The organism is Methylomonas sp. AM2-LC (assembly GCF_039904985.1).
Lineage (GTDB): Bacteria > Pseudomonadota > Gammaproteobacteria > Methylococcales > Methylomonadaceae > Methylomonas.
The window spans coordinates 1,321,183-1,343,628 of sequence record NZ_CP157005.1; the positions used below are offsets into that span (position 1 = coordinate 1,321,183).

The following is a 22,446-nucleotide window of genomic DNA, read 5'->3' on the forward strand; positions in this document are numbered from 1 at the left end:
AGAGTAACGATAATATTGTTAGGCGGCAAGCAAAAGTCGATACAAAGCTCCATCATTTTACTTTGATGGAAATAATAATTATTGTTAGGGGACAAAAATGACAGTCGTGAATTCACAAAATCAGCAAAGACGGGTGAGTGAATTAACCCGCAATACTATTGCTCTGATTTTAGCAGGTGGGCGCGGTTCACGGCTCAAGCATATGACTGATTGGCGAGCAAAGCCCGCGGTACCATTTGGCGGTAAATTTCGCATCATTGATTTTCCCTTATCTAATTGTATCAATTCTGACATCCGTAAAATAGGTGTTTTAACACAATATAAAGCGGATTCATTGATTAGGCATATTCAGCAAGGCTGGGGGTTTTTACGTGGCGAGTTTGGCGAGTATGTCGATTTATTGCCTGCTCAACAGCGTCACGATGAGCATTCCTGGTATCAAGGCACTGCGGATGCCATTTATCAGAATATTGATATATTGCGTTCTCGTAACCCTGAGTTTGTTTTAGTGCTGGCTGGTGATCACATTTACAAAATGGATTATTCGGCGATGTTGGCAGATCATGTCGATAACAATGCTGATTTAACCATCGGTTGTATTGAAGTGCCTTTACAGGATGCCAAAGAATTTGGTGTGATGCATGTTGATGAGAATAGACGCGTCAAGGATTTTATTGAAAAACCGGAAAATCCGCCAGTAATGCCAGGTAGAGAGGATACAGCGTTAGCTTCCATGGGTATCTATATTTTTAATGCACAGTTCTTGTTTGAACAGTTAATTAAAGACGCGGATATGCCAGGTTCTCATCGTGATTTTGGTAAAGATATTATCCCCTCAGTAATTGATAAATATCGAGTTAATGCTTACCCGTTCCTGGATTTACAAAGCGGTCAGCAAAGTTATTGGCGTGATGTGGGTACGATTGATGCCTATTGGGCTGCAAATATGGAGCTTATTGGGGTAAAACCAGATCTTAATCTTTATGATAATACATGGCCAATCTGGACTTATCAGGCGCAAACACCACCTGCTAAATTTGTATTTGACGATGACGATAGACGCGGGCAGGCGATTGACTCAATGGTGTCTGGAGGTTGTGTAATCTCAGGAGCTACTGTCAGGCATTCTTTATTGTTTTCTCAAGTCAGGGTCAATTCCTACAGTATAGTTAATGATTCTGTGGTTATGCCGGATGTTAATATTGCCAGACATTGCCGGATTACTAAGGCTATTATTGAAAAAGGTTGTATGGTTCCAGAGGGTACTATTATTGGTGAGAATCGGGAAGATGATGAAAAACGCTTCTATGTGAGTGCGGGTGGGGTAGTGTTAGTGACTTCCGACATGCTGGGGCAACGAAGACATTATGTCAGATAAATTAAAGTTGGTGCTCTGCTGGCATATGCATCAGCCAGAGTACCGTGACATGCAAAGTGGCGAGTTTAAGTTGCCCTGGACGTATTTACATGTAATTAAGGATTACGTAGATATGATTGGCCATTTAGAGGCAGTCCCTGAAGCAAAAGCTGTGGTCAATTTTGCTCCCATTTTATTGGAACAAATTGAAGATTACTCTAATCAGGTTAGTGCTTATCTGCAAGATCGTACGGTTATTAAAGATAGTTTATTAGCTGCTTTGGCCGATCCCTCGGTTTCATCTGATCCCGAAAAATGCCTTAAATTAATGAGAGACTGTAGAAAAGCCAATCAAGATCGGCAAATTAACCGTTATCCAGCATTTCGAAAATTAGTCGATCTGATTGATTGGTTGCAATGTCATCAGGATGCCGTTAATTATCTTAACTCTCAGTTTTTATCGGATGTTTTAGTTTGGTATCACTTGATATGGATGGGTGAAACTGTAAAGCTTGGCGATTTTCGGATCAGGCGTTTAATTGATAAAGCCGGAAATTTTAGCTCGGAAGACAGAATAGAAGTTTTAGAAATCATTGGTGAAATTTTATCAAAAATCATTTATCGCTATAAAGCTTTGGCTAGGAAGGGGCGTATCGAGTTATCAGTGACCCCTTATGCGCACCCGATTATGCCGCTCATGTTAAATTTACAAAGTGCGCGCGAAGCAGTGTCGCAGGTCAGTTTGCCTTTGTTAGCGGCTTATCCGGGTGGGCAAGAGCGAGTTGAATGGCATTTGCGGAAAGGCATAGAGACTTTTAAGCATTTTTTTGGATTCGCGCCGAGCGGATGCTGGCCTTCAGAAGGTAGTGTGAGTACGCAAACATTGCAAATTTTAGCCAATGCCGGTTTTAAATGGACCGCTAGTGGTGGTAATGTATTACACAACAGTTTGCGTGCTTCGGCTTCAGAGCCTATAGGTAATTTTCATCATGCGTTTAAATTACACGGCACTGATATTGCCTGTTTTTTTCGGGATGATGGTCTGTCAGATTTAATTGGGTTTGAATATTCAAAATGGCACGCAGATGATGCTGTGGCGGATTTGATTCAGCATTTGGAAAATATTTTGGATGCAAAAGACCTGCCCTCCGTAGTATCGATTATAATGGATGGCGAAAATGCTTGGGAGTATTTTCCCGATAATGGTTATCACTTTCTAAGTGCACTTTATAAACGCCTCAGCGATCATCCTAGAATAGAGATGACTACCTTTTCTGAATGTCTTGATAATGGTCTGGTATTAAAACCTTTGTCGCAATTAGTGGCAGGTAGTTGGGTCTATGGAACATTTTCTACCTGGATTGGAGATGTTGATAAAAACTATGCTTGGGATATGCTGGGAGACGTTAAGGCGGCGTTTGACAAGGTAGTAGCCGAAAATAAGCTTACTGGGCAGCAACTTGCTGCTGTGGAGCAGCAATTGGCGGTGTGTGAAGGATCTGATTGGTTTTGGTGGTTTGGCGATTACAACCCAGGTGAGGCTGTAAGCGATTTCGAAAAGCAATATCGATTAAATCTTACCAATCTTTATCGATTACTGGGTGAGGATCCTCCAGCTTATTTGGCATTGGCATTTACTCAAGGCTCTGGTACGCCAGCTATGGGTGGAGCAATGCGACGTGGAAATGAAATTTAATTTTGTTATTAGGCCAATATGACTTCTCTTTTAGATAAACGCCGTGCTGGTGTGTTGTTGCATATTACATCTTTACCAGGGCGTGGGGAGTGTGGTGATTTAGGCAAGGAAGCTTATAATTTTGTTAATTTTTTGCATGATACCGGATTGAGTGTTTGGCAGACCTTACCTTTGGGTATGCCACATGGTGACGGATCGCCTTATCAATGTTTATCTTCACATGCAGGTAATCCGGCTTTAATTAGCATTGATTGGCTGGTAGATAAAGGTTGGTTAAACATCAATGAACATTGTGGTGAATGCCATGCCGGTCATGAATTTATAAAAAGTTGTTTAATCACTAAGGCATTTTATGGTTTTCAAACCATGGCAGATGCTGACGAGCTGGCGGCTTTTTTTCAATTTTGTCAGGACAAGGCATCATGGCTGGATGATTTTAGTTTGTTTATTGCGTTAAGAAATTTATTCGCTCACAAAAGTTGGAGTCAATGGCCAGAAGCCTTAAAACAAAGAAATGCTGAAGCGTTGAGTGAAGCACGGCATTTATTTAAAGATGTGCTGGAATCCATTAAATTTGAGCAATATATTTTTTTCCGTCAGTGGCATGAATTAAAAGAATATGCGGGACAAAAAGGTGTGTTGCTGTTTGGTGATATACCCATTTTTGTGTCATATGACAGTGCCGATGTTTGGGCCAATCGTGATGTGTTTAAATTAAATAAAGACGGCGAAATGGATGTGGTCGCTGGTGTACCACCTGATTATTTTTCAGAATACGGTCAGCGCTGGGGTAATCCGCACTATGATTGGGGCTATTTGCAGAAAACGGGCTTTAAATGGTGGTTAGACCGGATTAAAAGTCAATATGAACTTTTCGATATACTTAGAATTGATCATTTCAGAGGTTTTGAGGCTGCTTGGGAAATTCCAGCCGAAGAAGATACAGCCATTAATGGAAAATGGGTGACTGCACCAGGTGGCAATTTGTTACGCGCCATTCAAAACACATTTCCATTATTATCCCTAGTGGCTGAAGATTTGGGCATTATTACCCATGAAGTAGAAGCCTTGCGCGACGATTTTCATTTACCCGGCATGAAAATTTTGCAATTTGCTTTTGATGGTAATCCTAGAAATCCTTATTTGCCGATGAATTATCCAACTAACTGTGTGGTTTATACGGGTACGCATGACAACGATACCACACTGGGATGGTTTGAAAACTTAAATGATGGGGATAAGCAACGTATTTATGATTATTTGGGATGGCCTAGTATGCCAATGCCACATAGTCTTATTAATGCCGCTATGGCATCGGTAGCTAATTTAGCCATTATACCTATGCAGGATATTTTATTGCTGGGTTCGGCAGATAGAATGAATACGCCGGGGACAATTGACGGAAATTGGCGGTGGCGATTCGAGTGGTCGCAACTATCGAATGACAAAGTTAGTTTTTTTTCGCATTTAGTTCAAATGTTTGGCCGATCGGGTAACTAGTGAATTTACATATTGGCCGATTTCATTGCCGGCTAACAGATAGCCTGCGTGACTCCAGTGTGTGTTGTCTGGATCATATAGGTCTATTATGTTATTGATATCTTGTTTAAATAGATTGGTTAAATCTGGAGTGTTCACTCCCGCCGAAATCAGATATTCTGATATGGATTTTTGGGGTTCATTTTTACCTAGAAAGCAACTGCTATAAACTGTTGATTTATCAGGGGCGAGTATTAGAATAAACTTTTTACCGCCCATACTTATATCCTTCTGAATTTGCAGTACATTTTTAATTGCAGCTTGTATTTCCTGCTCATGCCAATTTTGTTTTAAGTCATCGTCAGCAAAATATAGCAGTCTATCATTGCGGCGATGAGAAAATTTTGCACAGGTATTCAGGATGGGCGTATTCACTACATTGTTTGATTTTAGTGTGTGTTCGTTTTGAACAAGTAATCTAAAAGTATTCAATGCGGTATGGGTTAATAAGAAAAAGTTTAGCGACGGTGGCCAGATAGGTCGATTAGTCTCTTTTAGTCCTGCGGGTATATAAATTGGTAGTAGTGGATGTTGGGAACATGTAGTAAGAGTAGAAAATTTTTTAAGAAAATTTCTTTCCACAGTTTCAATCATAATAATTTTACTGTCTGTTTGTTTGGCTGCCGCTATCCAATCCAGTATGCAGTCTCCTTCAAAGCTGAATGACTTTACGACCAATCCGGTTTTTTCTGATAATACCGATTGCCAGAGATTCTGCTCTGTAAATGAATCCCCTAATACCATGACATCAGGAGGGCTCATAAAGTTGCCATTAGCTTTTACGTTAATAACAGGAGCTTGTTTGGTCGGGCCAAACTCATGTTCGGGCCAGCGTCCACTGCGAGTTAGATCACCATAAATGGGCTGTGCCCACCACGCAAAACCAACATATATGCACAAGGTGATTAAGAATGCTAAAAATAAGTGGTTGAGATACTGGCGCATATTCAGAATTGGAAATATAAAAACTCACTTACGTGGTTTAATTCCAAAATAGAAAAACAAAATAGTACACCAATCAGCCATGCACAAATTTTAGAAGGTTGCCATTGATAGTAAGGCATCACTTTTTTCGTTAACCCAACTAAGGGTGTTCCTGATGCTGAGTGGTTGTGACTCGACAAGTCTTCACAGGTCGGATGATAGTCTTGAAAAAGTTGAGCTATATTCGGTGTTGCCCAAACCAACAAACAACATACCGTTATAAAAAAAATCGCAGCATTGGGGTTTAGATCATAAACTAAAGGATGTAACCCTTTAAAAATAACGTTATTGTTGTTTAATAGGTAAGAGCTTAGTTTTTCTTCAAAAAGGGAGGGTAGGGATATGCCGTTCATGCCAAGCATGCCACGCAGAAGGGTTATTGCTGAAGAGTAGGTGTCTGCACGAAAAAAAACCCAGCCGACTACCACTGCACCAAAGGTTAGTATACCGCTTAAAAAATTAAACATTCTCCCTCCTTGACCAATTTGCAGATAGGCTTTCATTGCGCGCCATAGATGGTTGATAATCAGGTATATGCCATGCAATCCTCCCCATATTATAAAAGTCCAGCCAGCGCCGTGCCACAACCCGCCAAGCAGCATGGTGATCATTAAATTTAGATGACGTTGATACTTGCCATGCCGGTTACCCCCTAAAGGAATATACAAATAATCACGTAAAAAACGAGACAGTGTTATATGCCAGCGGCGCCAAAACTCAATGATATTAGTTGCTTTGTATGGAGAGTTAAAGTTTAAAGGTAGGCGGACATTGAGCATCAGTGACAGGCCGATGGCCATATCACAATAGGCAGAGAAATCGAAATATAACTGGAATGTATAAGCTAAAGCTGCTATCCACGCCTCAAAGAGCATAGGCTGTCCACCTTGTGCAACGGCATTGAAAATGGGTGTAGAAAACTCTGCCATAGAATCTGCCAACAGCGTTTTTTTTGCCAGACCGATAACGAAAATGGTAAATCCAGTTGCTATATTATTCATATTGGCTCGACACACCTGTTGCTTGGCAAATTGCGGCATCATTTCTTTGTGATGCAGTACTGGGCCAGCAATTAAGTGGGGAAAATACGTAACAAATAGAGTGTAGTGTATAAAGTTAAACTCCTTAACTTTACCTTGGTAGGTGTCTACCAAGAAAGCGATTTGTGTAAAGGTAAAGAAAGAAATGCCGAGAGGAAGAGTGATAGAGTTTATAGAGAAGGAGGTGTCTAAAAATTGGTTAAAATTAACCATCAAAAAGTTGGCATATTTAAAGTAGCCTAACATCAGTAAATTCAAAAAAATGGCCAGAATCAAAGCTATTTTTGATTCACCATTCCGTAAGGGCTGTGTTATTTTCTTGCCAATAAAATAGCCTGCAGCGTAATTGAAGCTAATCGAACATAAAAGTAGTACAACATAGCGGATATCCCACCAGCCATAAAAAAATACAGAGGCAAGAGTAAGCCACAGTAATGAATAAGTGTGGCGATACCTGCCAATCAAGAAAAAGCCTAGAAATACGACTGGAAAAAAAATGAATATGAATGTATATGAGTTAAATAACATTTACTGGTTTTGTTGTTTTTGACTCTCTTCTGGCAGCATGATAATGCCGTAACTTCCAATGATGTCGTGTATTTTATCTTTATTCTGGGTAATTAATTCATTCAGTTGTTGTTTGCGTTTGTTATCACCTTGACGTACCGCCATGGAGATAGAAAAATCAAATTTTATGCCTTCAGCCGATTGCATAGGTATGGAAATATAGTTGTTTGGGTTTTGAGACTGAATATAGCCTGCCATAGGCCCCCACAAAATGACCATATCAATAGCACCGGAGCGTAAGTCTTTTTCAATGTGCATTGCGGTATTATTTTCACCATCTCCGGTCATGCTTTGGTAGGGTATACCTTGCTCTAGTAAACCATGCTTTTGCAGCCAGTCTGTCCCAGGGCCTCTATCAAACATGGCAATTTTTATTTGTTCTTGTTTTGGTAAAGGCAGATTATACAATTGCGATGGGTCGGATATATCATCCCATCCCCGACCTTTTGCAATTAATAACACATAGGTGGAATGTAAGTAAGCCTTTGTAGTATCGGCAATATCTGATCCCGTTGGTAATCCCATCACCACGTCACATTTAAAGCCCTTGTTGTTGTCAGTTTCTGCTTTTAGGGTATTGCGAATGAAACCCATGCGTTCAGGAAACCAAGTATATTCCAGTTCCTGACCTAATTGCTGAGCAAAAAGTTCAGCAATTTTATTTTCATAACCTGTCAGATCTTTAGTTGAGTAAGGAGGATGTAGCGGGTCTGCACAGACCTTGAATTTATCTTGCGCATTCGCGTTGCTTATTACTAGTACCAAGCTCAGTAGCGCTAGATGTTTTGTGGAAGTCGAAAAGATTTTCATTGCAGTATCCTTTATACAATACATAAAAAAGCCTTGACCGATTGCTCGGCCAAGGCTTTAGCTTCACTTTAATCTAATTGCTTAGAAATTAGTTAGGCAGAGCAAACACAGTTAATGTGCCACCCAGTTTGGTGTAAGAGCTTAAGCTTCTGTAAGCACCAACCGCTCCCAGACCTTCTGAGTTGGTTGATGAAGAACCATCGTCCAGACCAGCAGCGATACCAATACCGGCCCAGCCGCCAATACCTGACAGAACGCCTACATATTGTTTACCTTGGAATTCCCAGGTATTTACGTTACCGATGATGCCAGATGGGGTTTTGAATTTATATAATTCTTTACCGGTTTTAGCATCAACCGCTTTCAGATAACCTTCCAGAGTGCCGTAGAAAACTACGCCGCCAGCTGTTGCAACAGAGCCAGACCATACAGAGAATTGTTCTTTGTTTGACCAAGCAATTTTACCAGTTTTAGCATCATAAGCAGTGAATTGGCCTAAGTTAGTTGTACCGTCTTTTTTACCAGTGATGGCGTCAGCGCCAGCAGGCATCATAGACAGTGTTGCACCCACATAAGGTTGACCAGCTGTATAGGTTACTTCAAATGGTTCGTACTCCATGCACAAATGGTTGCCTGAAATATAGAACAAGCCTGTTTGTGGAGAGTAAGAAACTGGTTGTTGGTTTTTAGAGCCTAATGCAGCAGGGCATGTACCTACAGTATTAACGTCTTCACCATGCGCTTCTGTACTAAATTCTGGCACTACTTCTGGGCGACCAGTTTTCAGATCAACATGGCTAGCCCAGTTGACAGATTTGTCGAATTTTTCAGCAACCAATAATTCGCCAGTTTCACGGTCTAAAGTGTAACCAAAGCCGTTACGGTCAAAATGCACGATAGTTTTGTGTAATTTGCCTTTAACTTCTTGGTCAACCAGAACAGTTTCGTTGATACCATCATAATCCCACTCGTCGTGTGGAGTCATTTGGTATACCCACTTAACTTCGCCAGTGTCTGCATCACGAGCCCACAATGACATGGACCATTTATTGTCACCTGGACGTTGAACAGGGTTCCAAGTTGAAGGGTTGCCTGAGCCGTAATAAACCAAGTTCAGTTTAGGGTCGTAGCTATACCAGCCCCAAGTTGTACCGCCACCAATTTTCCATTGGTCGCCTTTCCAAGTACTAGTACCAGAATCTGTACCAACTACTTGTGTTTTTCCATCTTTCCAGGCAGTAGTTTTAGTTGGATTAATCAGAGTGTCTTTGTCTGGACCCATACTGTAACCTTTCCAATCCAGCTGGCCAGTACGAATATTGTATGCAGCCAAAAAGCCACGTACGCCAAACTCACCACCTGAAATACCTGTGATAACTTTGTCTTTAACTACAATAGGTGCGTTGGTGTTGGTCATACCCAATTTAGGGTCGCCGTTTTGTACGCTCCATACGCGTTTGCCGGTTTTTGCATCTAATGCAGTTAAAACTGTATCAGATTGTTGTAAGAAAATTTTGCCATCCCCATATGCTAATCCACGGTTAACCGTGTCGCAACACATTACAGGAATGGTGACGTCGGCGTCCATGGTTGGGGTAAATTCCCAAAGCACTGCTTTGGTATTTTGATCGATTGCGTAAACTGTGTTTGGAAACGGAGTGTGGATGTACAGAACACCGTTAACAACTAAAGGTCCGCCTTCGTGACCACGTAAAACACCAGTTGAAAAAGACCAAGCTGGTTGCAGGGTTTTAACGTTTTGAGTATTGATTTGCGACAGTTTGCTGTAACGAGTGCCGGCGTAATCACCGCCCCAAGATGCCCAGTTTGCAGGGTCTTGTGTCAATTTTTCAAGGTCGCTGTTAGCAGTAGATACAGTGGGTGCAGCAAGTAAAGTAGCTACAGTCGAAGCAAGCAGCCAGTTTTTTACAGGCTTCTTCATATGTTTCCTCCTGGTAATCTGTTGATGAGACAGAGTACGATTTTATGTTGTTAAGACTAATATTAGTTTTATGCTCTGTTTGGATGGCTATCTTTTAGGGCTGTTTCGGCATTCGCCGAGGGCATTGGATAGCCACACCAGATGCGTAAATTGAAGTATTTTCGCTTAAAAGTCAACCATAAAAAGGGCAATAAATACTGCGCGTAAAATAATGCTAAGCCAAATAGCGACTTATGTAAGGGATGTGTGTGATTTACATATTAGAAGGCTTCATAAAACTGTAGTAAAAAACAGATGTTGCACTATAAATGCATATCGATTTTTTTAAGAACAGATAAAAAATAAGATTAATTTGGGTGTTAGTTTTTGGGTTTAAATGATGAGTCTATTTTCTGTTGGAAGCAGACTTTTAGATTAGAAATTACCAGCAGAGGATGTGAAACCAACCTCTGCTAGTATCCAGAAAACCAAAACTCAGGTGTAACTAATCTAAAATAGATATTACTGCTTTTTTAATGCAGTAGCTTCAGCTGCACGGCGGGTAATTTCAGCCCAATCGCCTGCATCAACTAACTCAGCTGGAGCCATCCATGAGCCACCAACGCAAGCAACATTGCTTAATGCTAAATAATCCGGTGCATTTTTCGGATTAACTCCACCAGTGGGGCAAAACGTTACTTGTGGCAGTGGGCCGCCAAGTGATTTTAACATGGGAATGCCGCCAGCTGCTTCAGCGGGGAAAAACTTCATAGCAGTAATTCCCTTATCCAGTAGCCGCATGACTTCGCTGGGCGTGATAACGCCTGGTAAAATAGGTACGCCAGAGGCTAATGCAGCCGTTAGCAGACTGTCCGTTATGCCAGGGCTGACAATAAACTCAGCACCTGCTTCCAGTGCTTGATCCAAGGTTTTTGTATTGATAATAGTACCAGCACCCACTATCGCACCCGGCACTTCTGCTTTGATGCGACGAATCGCTTCTAGTGCAACAGGAGTCCTTAAGGTAATTTCCAATACTTTTAAACCGCCCTCAACCAGCGCTCGTGCCAATGGGACTGCTTGATCAAGTTGGTTTATCACCATTACCGGCATAACGGGTGAAGTTGTCATTACTTCCTTAATTGATACACTCATTTTAAATTCTCTTTATAGTTATAATTAATCAACAAAAAACAAATTGGTTGCTCCGGTTTCGGCTGACGAAGCATTGGCGCGAAAAGCACCAAATAGTTCACGCCCCATACCAAAATGATGATTTTTTGCAGAGTTTAATATGGGAACTCGTGCATCAAACTCAGTTTGATCAATTAAGACATTGACTTCGCCTGTTTGAGTGTTGAGGGAAATTACATCGCCATTCTGTACCTTGGTCAACGGGCCACCATCTATGCATTCTGGACACATATGAATTGCGGAAGGCACTTTTCCAGAGGCCCCCGACATTCTGCCGTCTGTAATGAGAGCTACTTTAAAGCCTCTGTCTTGCAACACACCAAGAGGGGGGGTCAATTTATGCAGTTCTGGCATGCCATTCGCTTTTGGCCCTTGAAAGCGCAGTACCACAATACAATCTTTTTCCAGTTCACCACGTTTAAAGGCCGCAACTACATCATCCTGATCATCGAATACAACGGCAGGTGCCGTTACTACTTGGTGTTGTTCGGCAACAGCTGATATTTTTGATACGCCACGACCTAAATTACCATGAATAACATGTAAACCACCACCGGCTGCAAACGGTTGCGAGACTGAGCTAATGACGGTGTTGTCCAGTGCTTTATCTGGGCAATCACGCCAGAGTAGTTGGCCGTCGCTTAGATAGGGTTCCTGGCAATATTGTGTCATGCCCGAATGGTTGCCTATAGTTAAAATGTCTTCGTGTAACAAGCCATTACGCAATAGCTCTGCTATCAATACACCCATGCCACCCGCCGCTTGAAAATGATTAATGTCAGCAGAGCCATTTGGATAAATTTTGGTTAGCAATGGGATGATTTTTGACAACTTATCGAAATCGTCCCAGTTAATTAAGATGCCCGCAGCACGGGCAATAGCTATTAAATGTATAGTGTGATTGGTAGAGCCGCCTGTAGCTAGTAAGCCAATGATGGCATTGATGATGGCTTTTTCGTCAATGGCATGGGCTATAGGTCGAAAATCATTGCCAAGTGCAGTGAATTTCAATGCTTGTTGAGCAGCTGCTTTGGTTAACTCGTCTCTTAGTGGAGTATTAGGGTTGATGAAAGAGCTGCCCGGTAGGTGCAAGCCCATAATCTCGACCATCATTTGATTGCTGTTAGCCGTGCCGTAGAACGTACAAGTACCTGGGCTGTGATAGGATTGTGATTCAGATTCTAACAGTTCTTTGCGTCCAACTTTTCCTTCCGCGTAGAGTTGTCGAATACGCACTTTCTCCTTATTCGGCAAGCCGCTTGGCATTGGGCCGGCAGGCACAAAAACCGCTGGTAGATGACCAAAGCTGAGTGCGCCTATCAATAAACCCGGTACGATTTTATCGCAAACACCTAAGTATAAAGCGGCATCAAACATATTGTGGCTAAGGCTGACGGCAGTGGAGAGAGCAATTACATCGCGACTAAACAGCGATAATTCCATTCCAGGTTGACCTTGGGTTACACCATCGCACATGGCTGGTACGCCACCAGCAAATTGAGCAACACCTCCGGCATCGTGGATGGCTTGTTTAATAATTGCCGGATAATCTTTGTAAGGCTCGTGTGCGGATAACATATCATTGTAGGCGGAGATTATTGCAACATTAGGTTTTTGACCTTGCGCAAGATCTTGTTTCTCGCCAGTGCCGCAGGCTGCAAAGCCGTGGGCCAGATTGCCACATGCCAGTTTGGCACGGTACGGGCCTTTGTCAATACTGTCAGCTACTCTTGCTAAATAAGCGGTGCGTGTGGTGTGGCTACGTTCCTTTATGGTAGTAGTCACATTTTCTAATACTGGATGCATAAGGCTCCTGAGCTATGTAGAGGGAAATAATTTGTGCGCCAATTTAATTATTTTTTGAATCAAGAGTAAAGAATTATGCGCGTTTAACCCACTTGTGAAGAGGTGAAAATGTTTTCAGGTTGTGGATATATAGGTATAAAAGCACGAACTCCTAAACCAAAACCAATTTTATGCAGTTCTAAAAATAGCAAGTCTACTATACATTATTACTGTTGAAGTTTGGCTACTTTTAAGTATATTGTCAGAATGTAACAGAATGCGAAAATATTCAGGCTGGCTAAGCTTTATCTGCCATAAATTGCTTAGTTAGTTGAGTATTGTTAAGAAATATAATTTAAAGGATAGTGAGTAGTTGTTATTTAACTAATCACTCTATCCTCTGCCAGATGTGTCGGCATCAACAGCACAGAGGCTAGTGCAGAGGAAGAGATGTAATCTAGTTTTTACTTTATGCTTAGGGTGCCCAATACAGTTCTACAGGTACCTTTTCCTGATGTAGTAAGCCTCGTATAGGTAATTCCTCAATTGGACCTGGTTTCATGGCCTGCTCAAACACAGCCAGTTTGTCTTCTCCAGTCAAAAGAATAATCAGGCGTTCACATTTTAATAAGGCTGACAAAGTTAAAGTCAGTCGTTCTGTATTCGCACCAGTAACAGCGCTTTGTTTGGCAACTATAGCGGCAGTAATCTGCTCAGATTCCATTTTTAGTGCTGTATTTAGACCTTTAGCGCCAGGAAATAATGAAGCAGTGTGACCGTCTATACCCATGCCTACGATCGCTACAGTAAAGGGTTGCGGTAGAGTTCGGTAACGACTTTCTGTTTGGCTCTGTCCTTTATTTGCTCGATCATCGGTGGTTTTCATGCCAAAAAATGTGGCTGCCTTGGCGTTATTGATTAGCAAGCTGCGTTTGATTAACGCTTCATTGCTAGCTGGGTTTTGCTGATCGACCCAGCGTTCGTCCACTAAAGCTACTTTAATTTTTTTCCAGGCCAATTCAGCTTTAGACAAAGATTCATAAAGGGGAACTGGTGTGCTGCCGCCAGACACGAATAATGTCGCTGAGCCGTTTTTGCTAAGCGATTCGGACAAAATATCGTGACATTCGGCTGTTAGCGCCGTAAACAAATGAGTACGATGCTCAAAGTGAAATTCTCTAACCATAACAGTATTTCTCAAAAATCTAAGCAGAATTTATTCTTCCCAGCCGCGACCATCGCGAGCTAGAAGAGCAACAGAAGCTAAGGGTCCCCAGCTACCAGCTGGATAAGCTTTAGGCGTGATGCGGTTTTTTGACCATGCTGATTGGATAGAATCTATCCAAATCCAGGCTTGTTCAATTTCTTCGCGACTTAAAAATAAAGTGGTATTGCCACGTAACGCTTCTAGAATTAATTTTTCATAACCACCAAAAATACGGCTATTTTTGAAAGTTTCAGAAAAACTTAAATCTAGTTTGGTATGTTGTAACTTAATATTGCCATCAATACCCGGTACCTTATTTAACATCATGATTTCCACGCCTTCATTGGGTTGTAAGTGGATAACCAGTTTATTGGCAGGTAGGCTTCGAAAGCTGTCCTTAAATATATTGTGCGGCAATTGTTTGAAGTTTACGACGATTTCCGTACGCTTGTTGGGGGTGCGTTTGCCAGTGCGCATATAAAATGGCACGCCAGCCCAGCGCCAGTTGTCTATATCAGCACGAATGGCAACAAATGTTTCAGTGGTGCTACTGGTATTGGCTCCCGTTTCTTCAAGATAGCCTGGTACTGCCTTGCCGTTAATATAACCGCTGCTATATTGACCTCGCACGGTTTTCTCTTCGACATTTCGTTCGGTAATTGGTCGTAGTGCTTTAAGTACTTTGATTTTTTCACTATGGATGCTTTCAGCCGATAAATCCGCCGGTGGCTCCATTGCTACAAAAGTTAGGATTTGTAACAGATGGTTTTGTAACATGTCACGCAACTGGCCTGTTTTATCAAAATACTCCCAGCGACCTTCAATTCCTATGTCTTCGCCCACAGTAATTTGAATATGATCGATAGTATTATGGTTCCAGTTGGTCGTGAAAATGGAATTGGCGAAGCGCAGAGCTAATAAATTGAGTACAGTCTCTTTCCCAAGATAATGGTCAATGCGGTAAACTTGATCCTCGTGAAAAACTTCGGCAACCACATCGTTAATTTCTTTGGAGGAAGGCAAGTCATGACCAATAGGTTTTTCCATGATCAAGCGTGTGTCTGCATTGACAACTCCACTACTTTGTAGACCATGGCAAATGTTTTTAAACAAAAACGGTGCCACAGCAAGATAGTTGACCATAATGCGTTGCTCAGGGTCCAACACTCCGGCCAGTTGTTTATACTGTTCTGGCTGTGTAAGATCTATTTTTAAATAAGATAGGCGTTGTGAAAATTTTTGCCAAATAGTCTCGTCTATCTCATGGTTTAAGAAAGCCAGTAGGCTTGTATGGGCAATTCCAATAAAACTTTCGTTACTTTCGTCCAGCCTGTCTACACCTACAATACGGGTATCAGGTTCCAGAAGATTATGTTTTTCCAGGCGATATAAGCAAACCAATAGTTTACGTTTTGATAAATCACCTAGAGCGCCGTATATGACCAGATCGCAGGGTTTAAATGTTGTGTTTGTCATGGTTTAAGCTATTTAGTGATGACTGATCAGCGATAATAGAAAAATGAAGAGTGATTTGATCGGCAAAAGTTCAGAATATGATTGTAAGGCACTCCATTATAATGTTCCACAGGGCCTGGGAACAAGCTAAGAAAGGATTGTTATGTTAAAAAAAACGGATTTTGGTAAATTTTAGGGCAATAACGTCAGTAAAATTTAATCCAGTAGGCTCTTTATAGTTCATGTGTCAGTCTGCTGTCTTAGTTTTAATTATAGTTTTTTCCATGTACTCTTAACTACTTTGCTTTTTTTACTAATAATTTTAGTTTGTATAAAACTTCTAAAGCCTGCTTAGGACTAAAATTGTCAGGATCGATGTCATCCAAAAAGTAAACTGCCGGGTGGCATTCCTGGCTAGAAAACAAGTCTAGCTGGTTGATCTCACGTTGATTGCTCTGATCAACATAAGCCAGATTTTCCAATTGTTGTAATTTGTTTTTTGCTTTTGCGATAACCACTTGTGGAACACCTGCCAGAGCAGCAACCTGCAGGCCATAACTTTGATTGGCAGGCCCGTCTTTAATTGCATGTAGAAAAACGATTTTGTCACCGTGTTCCATGGCGTCCAAATGAATATTGCGAATGGTGCTTTGTTCTTCTGCCAGTGTGGTCAGTTCGAAATAATGCGTAGCAAACAAGGTAAACGCCATAGTGTGATGAGCCAGGTAATCAGCACACGCCCAAGCCAAAGATAAGCCGTCAAAGGTACTAGTGCCGCGACCAATTTCGTCCATCAGTATTAGGCTATTACGGGTGGCATTGTGCAGAATGTTGGCAGTTTCTGACATTTCCACCATAAAGGTCGAGCGGCCACTGGCTAAATCGTCTGAGGCACCAATGCGGGTAAAGATTTTATCAATGGGGCCACAGTGCATTGATTGAGCAGGAACATAACAGCCAATATGCGCAAGGATAACGATTAGTGCTGCTTGGCGCATATACGTTGATTTGCCTCCCATATTGGGGCCGGTAATGATCAGCATGCGCTTTTCGTCGCAAAAACTTAGATCGTTGGCCACGAAAGGTATACTGGATAATTGTTCTACTACCAAATGTCGACCGGCCACAATATTTAGTCCTGGTTCCTGGCTGAGATGCGGCGGGTTTAAATTAAGGGTATCGGCACGTTCAGAAAAATTGACTAAAACATCCAGCTCGGCCAAAGCAGAGGCGCAAAGTTGTAAGTCATGAAGAGAAGCGGATAAGCGGGTTAGTAAGTCCTCATATAGAGCTTTTTCAAAGGACAGTGATTTTTCTCGGGCGCTTAGTACTTTATCTTCAAAACTTTTTAATTCTGGGGTGATATACCGTTCTGCGCCTTTTAGCGTTTGTTTGCGTGTGTAATGCGCGGGTACTTTGTCGGCTTGAGAGTTGGAAATTTCAATATAATAACCATGTATCCGATTGTAATTGATTTTAAGATTGGTAATACCGCTAGATTGGCGTTCCCGTTGCTCCATATCAATTAAAAACTGATCAGCATTTTGACTCAGATTGCGAAGATCATCAAGCTCAGGATGGTAGCCGGGCGCGATGACTCCTCCGTCACGTATCAAGACTGGTGGGTTGTCAATAATAGCGCGTTGCAGGAGCATCAATAATTCGGGTTGTTCTCGCAGTTGTTCCCGCAAGTTTTCCAGGTGGGCATTATCACTATTGGTAAGTAGTGATTGTAATTGTGGCAAAGTAGCCAGCGTATGTCGCAACACTAACAGGTCACGAGGGCGGGCAGATTTTAAAGCAATCCGTGAGCTGATGCGTTCTATGTCACCTATTTGGCGCAGGCTTTCCTGTACCGTCAAATACAAGTGTTTATGCGTAAGGCTGTCAATACAGGCATAGCGGCCGTTGATGACATTATGATCGCGCAGAGGTCTATGTAACCAGCGCCGTAAACAACGACTACCCATTGCGGTGACTGTTTTATCCAGTACACCCAATAGAGTAAATTGCATTTGTCCACTGGGATGTGTATCCAGCTCCAGATTACGGCGACTGGCAGCGTCAAGACAAATGCCATCCTCAATATATTCAACTCGAATGCCTTGAATATGTGGCAGGCTACATTGCTGGGTGTCTCGAATAAATTGCAGTAAACTACCTGCTGCACAAATGGCCGCGGGTAACTGTTCACAACCATAGCCTTTAAGATCGTGACAATTAAATTGTTTTAGGAGTAATTGTCGGCAACTATCAAGGTCAAAATGCCAGGGAGGACGTTTACACAAACCTCGACGCTCTTTAAGGGCAATCGGCAATTTATAATTTTCATCATAAAGTAGTTCTGCGGGGTTGAGACGTTCGATTTCGCTCAATAATTGGGTTTCGTCAGTAAATTGTTGAAGAATAAACTTGCCGCTACCTAGATCAAGACTAGCAATGCCATAGTATTTCTCGAGAGTAGCCAACGCTACCAGTAGATTATCCTTGCGATCTTCAAGTAATGCTTCGTCAGTTACCGTGCCCGGTGTAACTATACGCATTACTTTACGCTCCACGGGTCCCTTAGTGGTTGCTGGATCGCCGATTTGTTCGCAAATAGCAATGGATTCGCCTTGTTTGAGTAGGCGAGCAATATAGTTTTCGGCAGCATGATAGGGTATGCCTGCCATTGGAATAGGCTGACCCGCTGACTGGCCTCTGGCTGTCAACGTAATGTCGAGCAAATACGCTGCTTTTTTGGCATCGTCGAAAAAAAGTTCGTAAAAATCACCCATGCGGTAAAAAAGCAGTGTTTCTGGGTGCTGTGCTTTGATGCGAGTGTATTGCTGCATCATGGGGGTAAGTTGCGTTGTATTATGTTCTGTCATAGTTTTTATTTTAACTAAATCTACGCTGATCGTCCGTTCTTAGGTGAAATAAAAGCCAGTGGTCATTATGAAAATGCAAGAATTCGCATGATTCTGGATTGTTGCTAAAATTAATAGGGTTTGTTGTTAATTAAAAAAATGAATTGAGACATGGCTGGCAAATAAAACCCGCTAAAAAACAGTGTTTCGGTTAAAATCACAAGCTCAATTCTGGTCTTCTTAACAAACTGATAACCAGCAGTTTCCCGTTTTTTCTCGATTTAATAAATCCATATGCGCATTTTTGCCCGATTAGTTTTTGCCATTTTTAGCTTTACTTGTACTCCGCTAGCGTTGGCGGATGTCGCTAATTCAAGTTTTATAGTCTTAAATTATCATGATATTTTAGAAGTAGAAGAAAAAACTCCGCCTTTTGATCGTCTTGCTGTTAACAAAACGAACCTTGATCAACAGTTCGCTTGGCTAAAAAGCAATAATTATCACGTAATTAGTATTCAGGATTTACTCGATGCACAAGTCGGACAAAAGGGGTTGCCCAGTAAAGCGGTGATTTTAAGTTTTGATGATGGCTATCAAAGTTTTTACACGCGTGTCATGCCCTTATTGAAAAAGTACAAATATCCCGCAACAGTGGCGGTGGTCGGCACTTGGTTGGAACAACAAAATGTATCCACGCCGAAACCATTGATGACGATCCCTCAGTTGAGGGAAGTTATGAATAGTGGTCTGGTTGAAATTGCTTCCCATAGTCATGATTTGCACCATAGTATTCCTGCAAACCCACAAGGTAATGAAGAAAGCGCTGTTACTTCACGTTTATATAGTGCTGAATACGATGAATACGAAAACGATGAAAGCTATCGCAAACGTATTTTTCAGGAATTGGACAAAAGTTCGGAACGTTTGTTTCAGCTAATTGGTAAGCGTCCACGGGTGATGGTTTGGCCTTATGGTGAATACAATGCTATTGCACTTGAGGCGGCCAAACTTGCCGGTATGCGTTTAACTATGGGTTTGAATGATGGGGTTAATAACTTGTCTGATATCAGTGTCATGAAACGCATGATGATCGCTGATGATCCGAATGCAGACAAATTTGCGGTTATAGTTAAGCATCAACGTTCTGGATTGGAATTACGGGTAGCTCATGTAGATATGGACTATATCTATGATGAAGACGAAGATCAGACCGAGCGAAATTTGTCAGCATTGGTTGAGCGAATTAAGGCAAGTGGCGCAAATACTGTTTTTTTACAGGCATATTCTGATCCGGATGGCGATGGTAACGCCGATCAGTTATATTTCCCCAATCGGCATCTGCCTGTTAGGAGAGACATGTTTAATCATGTATCCCTGCAATTGAGAAGCCGTGCTGCGGTAAAAGTTTATGCGTGGATGCCTATTATGGCTTATAAAGCAGATGTGCCATTAAAATGGTATGTTAAGGAATGGCGCGATGGTGAGCCGCAATTGGCTAGACATGTGTATACACGTTTATCACCCTTTAATCCCGAGGCACGTCAGTATATAGCGGATATCTATGAAGATTTGGCAAAACACTGTGATTTTAACGGTATACTTTTCCATGATGATGGTATTTTGTCCGATTATGAAGATGTATCGCCATTAGCGATGGAATTTACTCATAATGTTTGGGATTTGCCAGCAGACTTTGACAAAATTCACGCGAGCAGTGATTTGCGTTTGCGCTGGGCGCAGCAAAAAACGGAGCTAATAGGGCAGTTTACTGATTATTTGGCAGATAAAGTGCGTTATTATCGTCCCTATATCAAAACCGCACGTAACTTTTATGCCTTACCTTTGTTAAAGCCGTATAGTGAAGAGTGGTATGCGCAATCTTTTCCAGCCTTTCTTAAACATTACGATTTTGTAGCGGTGGAAGCCATGCCTTTCATGGAAAAGGCCGATGATCCTAAGAAATGGTTAACTGAGTTAGTCGAAAAAACCGCTGCCTATCCTAATGGTTTGGATAAGATGTTATTCGAATTACAGGCAGTCGACTGGGTAAAACAGCAAGATATTCCAATGCCTGTGTTTGTAGAGCAATTTCAGTTATTGAAAAAGTTAGGCGTTAAGCATATTGGTTATTACCCAGATAATGTTTATCACGATCAGCCCAAACTGGAAGAGATGAAAAATTTCTTTCCAGTGACTAAAAAAGATTAATAAAGTAGGCAATGGACAAACTTATCGCGCAACCGTGGTTTCAACAATTAATTGATTGGTGGTTGATATTTCAAGAGCGTTTTGAAGAATTGCCTTGGGAAGCAGCCAACGAGTTGTTGTCACGATTTATTTTTTACTATCCCTTGTTGATGGCTTATGTCTGGATGTTGGGCGGTATTATTTATTATCTTCGCTGGGAGCGTAAGCGTCAAAATGTACTGGCAGACTTACCTGTTTTGACAGAATATCCACCTGTTTCGATATTAATCCCTTGTTATAACGAAGGTGAAAACGTTCGTGAAACTATCGAATACCTTTTGCATCAGCAATATCCAAATTATGAAATAATCGCTATTAATGATGGCAGCAAGGATAATACGCTAGAAATTCTGCATGAACTGGCTGCTAAACATCCGTTGATTCGAGTTGTCAATTTAGCCAGTAATCAGGGTAAAGCAGTGGGATTACGTACCGCTGCTTTATTAGCTAAAAGTGAAATTTTAATTGGTATTGATGGCGATGCACTATTGGCTCCGAATGCTACTGCTTGGATCGTCAGACATTTTATTGATAATCCGCAGGTGGGTGCAGTCACCGGAAATCCGAGAATACGTAATCGATCTACCCTGTTGGGCAAAATCCAGGTGGGCGAATTTTCAGCCATTGTTGGCATGATAAAGCGTGCGCAACGCGCATATGGGCATGTATTTACTATCTCAGGAGTGATAGCAGGATTTCGTAAAACCGCATTACATGAGGTCGGTTACTGGAGTCCGGATATGGTAACTGAAGATATAGATATTAGCTGGAAGTTACAATTAGCCGGTTGGAATATTCGTTTTGAACCGAATGCTTTATGTTGGGTATTGATGCCAGAAACCTTAAATGGCTTATGGAAACAGCGTAGTCGCTGGGCGCAAGGCGGTGTTGAAGTTATGTTGCGCTATTTTCGTGCCTTATGGTGTTGGCGTTCTCGGGGAATGTGGCTTTTATATCTCGAATGCTGTGTCAGTCTATGCTGGGCGTTTTTGGTTTTAGCTATATTGCTGGCTACACCCGTGCAATGGATGGCTTTGGATCAGCCTCAAGATGCATTAGAAGACTTGTCGCCACGCTGGACCAGTATGTTGCTCTGTGTTACCTGTCTAATTCAATTTGCAGTCAGTTTGAGTATTGACTCACACTATGAGCGGCAAAGTGGCGGTTCGGCTAAACATTATTACTGGATGATCTGGTATCCCATTGTTTATTGGATGATTAATGTTGGCACGACTGTCAATGGTTGTATAAAAGCTTTACGTAAAAAACGGGGTCAGCGCGCTGTCTGGGTGACTTTGGATCGGGGGCTCAGAAAAAAATGAAAGATATCATTATTAATCAACCACATTTACAAAGTTTGCAACAGAAATGTGGGTCATGGTTTTTGTCAGTATTGAGTTGGGGATTGTGGCTATATTTTTTATTGCCTTTATTTACATTAGGCGGCTGGTTGCTGGGTGTGAAGAATCTATCTGACGAGATTCGATGGTTTGGCGGTTATAAGACTCTGTTAGAAATGTTGGAGCTATATGGCGAAATTATAGTCGTTATAGCCTTGTTATGGATAGTCTGGACGTTGTTTCTTTCATGGTTACGTTCAGACCCAGAGCTCAAATTGACAGTTCCAGTGACTGATGCACAATTATGTGTTGCCTTTAAAGTGGAAAATGAGCTGCTGCAAGAAGCTAAAGCAGGTAAATTGTTAACCGTGTATTTCGACGATAATGCCATCATCACTGCAATTAATTGTGATGATACTGGTAAAAATTAGAGGATGGTTTTTGGCAGCATTGCT

General features: G+C 41.7%; 15 protein-coding genes. 6 read left to right on the top strand and 9 right to left on the bottom strand.

Annotation, left to right across the window (positions count from 1 at the left end):
- The first annotated feature begins 97 nt into the window (after positions 1–97).
- From glgC to malQ, 3 genes are read left to right on the top strand one after another with little or no spacing between them, the layout of a single operon-like run.
- Positions 98–1,378, top strand: coding sequence for a glucose-1-phosphate adenylyltransferase (gene glgC / locus ABH008_RS05960; RefSeq protein WP_347988940.1), 1,281 nt, complete (start codon positions 98–100; stop codon positions 1,376–1,378).
- Positions 1,368–3,053: a glycoside hydrolase family 57 protein gene (locus ABH008_RS05965; RefSeq protein WP_347988941.1), complete on the top strand. Its 1,686-nt coding sequence runs from the start codon at positions 1,368–1,370 to the stop codon at positions 3,051–3,053. The genes glgC and ABH008_RS05965 overlap by 11 nt, the downstream gene beginning before the upstream one ends.
- Before the next feature lie 18 nt (positions 3,054–3,071).
- Positions 3,072–4,553, top strand: coding sequence for a 4-alpha-glucanotransferase (gene malQ, locus ABH008_RS05970; protein WP_347988942.1), 1,482 nt, complete (start codon positions 3,072–3,074; stop codon positions 4,551–4,553).
- Here malQ and ABH008_RS05975 read toward each other — a convergent pair.
- From ABH008_RS05975 to mutS, 9 genes are all read right to left on the bottom strand, one after another.
- Positions 4,521–5,354 carry a hypothetical protein gene (locus tag ABH008_RS05975; protein ID WP_347988943.1) on the bottom strand — a complete coding sequence of 278 codons (834 nt, stop codon included), beginning with the start codon at positions 5,352–5,354 and terminating at the stop codon, positions 4,521–4,523. The genes malQ and ABH008_RS05975 overlap by 33 nt on opposite strands.
- Positions 5,355–5,539: 185 nt before the next feature.
- A complete protein-coding gene (locus ABH008_RS05980) occupies positions 5,540–7,081 on the bottom strand; it encodes an MBOAT family protein (protein WP_347988944.1) in 1,542 nt (513 codons plus the stop codon).
- 63 nt (positions 7,082–7,144) lie between these two features.
- Positions 7,145–7,993 carry a quinoprotein dehydrogenase-associated putative ABC transporter substrate-binding protein gene (locus tag ABH008_RS05985; protein WP_347988945.1) on the bottom strand — a complete coding sequence of 283 codons (849 nt, stop codon included), beginning with the start codon at positions 7,991–7,993 and terminating at the stop codon, positions 7,145–7,147.
- Positions 7,994–8,081: 88 nt separating this feature from the next.
- Positions 8,082–9,935: a methanol/ethanol family PQQ-dependent dehydrogenase gene (locus tag ABH008_RS05990; protein ID WP_347988946.1), complete on the bottom strand. Its 1,854-nt coding sequence runs from the start codon at positions 9,933–9,935 to the stop codon at positions 8,082–8,084.
- A 501-nt stretch (positions 9,936–10,436) separates the two neighbouring features.
- Positions 10,437–11,069 carry a bifunctional 4-hydroxy-2-oxoglutarate aldolase/2-dehydro-3-deoxy-phosphogluconate aldolase gene (locus tag ABH008_RS05995; protein ID WP_347988947.1) on the bottom strand — a complete coding sequence of 211 codons (633 nt, stop codon included), beginning with the start codon at positions 11,067–11,069 and terminating at the stop codon, positions 10,437–10,439.
- 24 nt (positions 11,070–11,093) lie between these two features.
- Positions 11,094–12,914, bottom strand: coding sequence for a phosphogluconate dehydratase (gene edd / locus ABH008_RS06000; RefSeq protein WP_347988948.1), 1,821 nt, complete (start codon positions 12,912–12,914; stop codon positions 11,094–11,096).
- A 454-nt stretch (positions 12,915–13,368) separates the two neighbouring features.
- On the bottom strand, positions 13,369–14,079 hold the full coding sequence (gene pgl / locus ABH008_RS06005) for a 6-phosphogluconolactonase (RefSeq protein ID WP_347988949.1): 711 nt from the start codon (positions 14,077–14,079) through the stop codon (positions 13,369–13,371).
- A 30-nt stretch (positions 14,080–14,109) separates the two neighbouring features.
- The gene (gene zwf / locus ABH008_RS06010) at positions 14,110–15,576 is read right to left on the bottom strand and encodes a glucose-6-phosphate dehydrogenase (protein ID WP_347988950.1); all 1,467 of its coding nucleotides are present in this window, start codon (positions 15,574–15,576) and stop codon (positions 14,110–14,112) included.
- 275 nt (positions 15,577–15,851) lie between these two features.
- Positions 15,852–18,425 carry a DNA mismatch repair protein MutS gene (gene mutS, locus ABH008_RS06015; protein WP_347988951.1) on the bottom strand — a complete coding sequence of 858 codons (2,574 nt, stop codon included), beginning with the start codon at positions 18,423–18,425 and terminating at the stop codon, positions 15,852–15,854.
- Positions 18,426–18,698: 273 nt separating this feature from the next.
- On the opposite strand from mutS, the gene pgaB reads away from it, so the two are divergent.
- Genes pgaB through pgaD form a run of 3 tightly spaced genes read left to right on the top strand, consistent with a single transcriptional unit; the run spans position 18,699 to position 22,422 of the window.
- Complete coding sequence (gene pgaB, locus ABH008_RS06020; RefSeq protein ID WP_347988952.1) at positions 18,699–20,612, top strand: poly-beta-1,6-N-acetyl-D-glucosamine N-deacetylase PgaB; 1,914 nt, start codon at positions 18,699–18,701, stop codon at positions 20,610–20,612.
- An 11-nt stretch (positions 20,613–20,623) separates the two neighbouring features.
- A complete protein-coding gene (gene pgaC, locus ABH008_RS06025; RefSeq protein WP_347988953.1) occupies positions 20,624–21,973 on the top strand; it encodes a poly-beta-1,6-N-acetyl-D-glucosamine synthase in 1,350 nt (449 codons plus the stop codon).
- Entirely contained in the window at positions 21,970–22,422 is a 453-nt protein-coding gene (gene pgaD / locus ABH008_RS06030) for a poly-beta-1,6-N-acetyl-D-glucosamine biosynthesis protein PgaD (protein ID WP_347988954.1), read from the top strand. The genes pgaC and pgaD overlap by 4 nt, the downstream gene beginning before the upstream one ends.
- Positions 22,423–22,446: the final 24 nt, after the last annotated feature.